Origin of the sequence: Kitasatospora sp. NPDC047058, assembly GCF_040643935.1 — a bacterium.
Taxonomy (GTDB): domain Bacteria; phylum Actinomycetota; class Actinomycetes; order Streptomycetales; family Streptomycetaceae; genus Kitasatospora.
Window position 1 is genome coordinate 1 of sequence record NZ_JBEYVJ010000599.1, and the last position, 3,239, is coordinate 3,239.

The window sequence follows — 3,239 nt, forward strand, 5'->3', positions numbered from 1 at the left end:
CCGGTGCTCACCTGCTGACCCGGTGCCGGACCGCCCGCCACGGCCGACCGGAGCACGGGCGGCGGTCGGCTTCCCTCCTTCGTGGTGGCGTGTCGGACCGCCGGCTCCGGCCGTCCGGCGACAGGGTGACGGCAGAGCCTCAACGGCAGAGCCTCATCCGAAGGAGCGAGAATGCCCGAAGTCACCACTCCGTACACCACCGGGATGCCGTGCTGGGTCGACCTGATGGCGAAGGACCAGCAGGCCGCGCTGGACTTCTACCGCGATCTGCTCGGTTGGAGCGGGCGGCCGGGCCCGGCCGGGTTCGGCGGGTACGCGGTCTGCGAGCTCAACGGCAGGGCGGTGGCCGGCATCGGCGCGGCGATGGCACCCGAGGGCATGCCGGAGCCGCCGACGGTGTGGACCAGCTACCTCGCCACCACCGACGCCGACGCCACCCAGGAGGCGGTCGTCGCCGCGGGCGGCACCCTGCTCGCGCCGGCGATGGACGTCGGGGACCTCGGCCGGATGCTGGTCGCCGCCGACCCGCAGGGCGCGGTGTTCGGAGTCTGGCAGCCCGGCGAGTTCCACGGCGCCCGGGCCCCACCCCCGCCGGCCCCGTACCCGCCGATGCGCCGGGCGCCGACCTCCTCGCCCGCATCCAGGCCGGGCTGATCGGCGAGGGCGACCTGCTCGACGGCCCGTACGGACCGCGCCGGATCACCTACGCCGACCACACCGCCTCCGGCCGCCCCCTCGACTTCGTCGAGGAGTTCGTCCGGGAGGCCGTCCTGCCGCGGTATGCCAACCCCCACACCGAGAGCTCCGGGAACGGCCTGCGCACCGGCCGCCTCCGGGAGGAGGCCCGCAGCCTCATCCACCGCGCCGTCGGGGCCGGCGACGACCACGCCGTGCTCTTCTGCGGCTCCGGCGCCACCGGCGCGGTGGACCGCCTGCTGGCCCTGCTCGACCTGCGCAGCCCGTCGCGACGCAGCGGCCGCTACGCCACCCCGCTGCCCGAGCACGACCGCCCGGTCGTCTTCGTCGGTCCCCACGAACACCACTCCAACGAACTGCCGTGGCGCGAGTCGGCGGCGGACGTCGTCGTGATCAGGGAGGGCGCGGACGGCCGGCTCGACGAGCACGACCTGCGCGCACAACTGCTGCTCCACGGCCACCGCCCGTTGCGGATCGGCAGCTTCTCCGCAGCCTCCAACGTCACCGGCATCCTGGCCGACACCGACCGGATCTCCTCCCTCCTCCATGCCTACGGGGCCCTGGCCTGCTGGGACTTCGCGACGGCCGGGCCCTACCTGCCGATCCGCGTCGCCGCATCGGCCCCCGGCCGCGGCGACCACAAGGACGCGGTGTTCCTCTCGCCGCACAAGTTCGTCGGCGGCCCGCAGACGCCGGGCGTCCTGGTCGTCCACCGGGACCTGCTGGGCGGACCGGTGCCGACCGTGCCCGGCGGGGGCACCGTCTCCTACGTCGGCCCGGCCGACCACGCGTACGTCACCGATCCGGTCGCCCGGGAGGAGGGCGGCACCCCCGCCGTCGTCGAGTCGATCCGCGCCGGCCTGGTCTTCGCCCTCAAGGAGGACGTCGGCACCGGATTGATCCACGAGCGGGAGGAGGCCGCCTGGTCCCGGGTGCGGGCCCGGTGGGGCCGGTACCCCGGCCTGCGGCTGCTGGGGCGCACCGACGTGCCCCGGCTGCCCGTGGTCTCGTTCCTGGTCCAGGACCGGAGCCGGCCCGACCGCTACCTGCACCACAACTTCGTCACGGCGGTGCTCAACGACCTCTTCGGGATCCAGGCGCGCGGTGGCTGTTCCTGCGCCGGCCCGTACGGTCACAGGCTGCTCGGCATCGACGCCGAACGGTCCGCCGCCTTCCGTGAGGTGATCGTCGGCCGGCGTCTGGAGGGGATCAAGCCCGGCTGGACGCGGGTGAGCTTCCCGTACTTCACCACGGACGAGGCGCGGGAGTACGTCCTCGCCGCGGTCGAGCTGGTGGCCTCCGACGGCCACCGGCTGCTGCCGGACTACGCGTTCGAGCCCCGGACCGGCCTGTGGCGCCACCGCGCCCGCCCCGCCGGCGAACCCGGTGCCGGGCTCGCCGACCTCCGCGCCCGGTCGTGGCAGCGGATCCGGGCCACGACCGCCCCGGGATCCCGGTCCGCCGCCCTGCACGAGCAGCTGGAGCAGGCCCGTGCGGTGCTCGCCGAACGGCCGGAGCCCCCGGCCGAGGTGCCGACCGGACTGCCCGCCGCCTTCGAGGCGCTGCGGTGGTTCCCCCTGCTGCCCGAGAACCTCGTCCCGCCGGGCGGCTCCGGGCAGCACGGGCACGGGCGCTGACTCCACCGCCCTCCCCTTTCCTCCTTTTCCTCCTCTTCCCCCGGTCTGGCCCTGCCCTGCGGTCTGGCCCTGCCCTGTCATCCCGACCCGACCCAACCGGAGCGATCCCGTGTTCAGACACCACCGAAGCGGTCTGCTGAAGCCCGCGGCCCTCTGCGTCATCGCCGGAGCCGCGGTACTCGCCGCGCCCGCTGCACATGCCGCCCCCGCCGCCCCTGCCTGCGGGAGGCCGCCGGTCCAGTACTCCGTGGACGGCGGGGCCACCTGGTCGAACAGCGCCACGATCCCGGCGTCGTCGGGCACCGTCCAGGTCCGCCTGGCCGGCCAGCCCGCGGCCGACTGCGACTACCACGTCTCGCTGGGGTCGTACGAGACTCAGGGGGCGACCTGGGCCACCTCCGGCCGGGAGGCCTTCCTCGGCTGGGCGACCACGACGCTCACCCGCGCGCACTACCGCGACACGCTCGATGTCAGCGGCCACCTGCCCAGCTGCTTCGGCGAGTTGGCGCTGTACGGGGTCGGCGAGAAGTACGACGGGAGCGACGGGGACCACCCCCTGCCGCACTACCCGGACGAGCCGTTCTCCGGCCTGCTGATCGCGTCCTGGAACGGCGGCACGGCGTGCCCGCCCAAGCCGTCCGGCAGCCCGACGGGCCAGGCCCCGACGACCCCCACGTCCGCCCCTGCGCCGACGACGGCCGGCGCCTCCACGGCCGGGCCGGCCCCGGCCCCGGCCGCCGCATCGACGTCCTCCTCCGCCGGACCCGGCTCCGCGCACCCGGTTCCGCCCCAGGCTTCGACCAGCGCCGCGGCCACCGCCGTTCCGGCACTGGCCGCCACCGGGCAGGAGACCGGCCTGCTGACCGCCACGGCGGTCGGCGCCGCCGCGCTGGTCGCCGCCGGGGG

General features: G+C 75.5%; 2 protein-coding genes and 1 pseudogene. All 3 read left to right on the forward strand.

Annotation, left to right across the window (positions count from 1 at the left end):
- Positions 1 to 171: 171 nt before the first annotated feature.
- Positions 172 to 579, forward strand: a pseudogene (locus tag ABZ885_RS38020) (VOC family protein); the annotation flags it as partial.
- A gap of 74 nt (positions 580 to 653) precedes the next feature.
- A complete protein-coding gene (locus ABZ885_RS38025; protein ID WP_360199291.1) occupies positions 654 to 2,333 on the forward strand; it encodes an aminotransferase class V-fold PLP-dependent enzyme in 1,680 nt (559 codons plus the stop codon).
- Between the two features lie 109 nt (positions 2,334 to 2,442).
- Positions 2,443 to 3,239 (forward strand): hypothetical protein (locus tag ABZ885_RS38030; protein ID WP_360199289.1); only part of this gene is annotated, 797 nt, incomplete at its 3' end.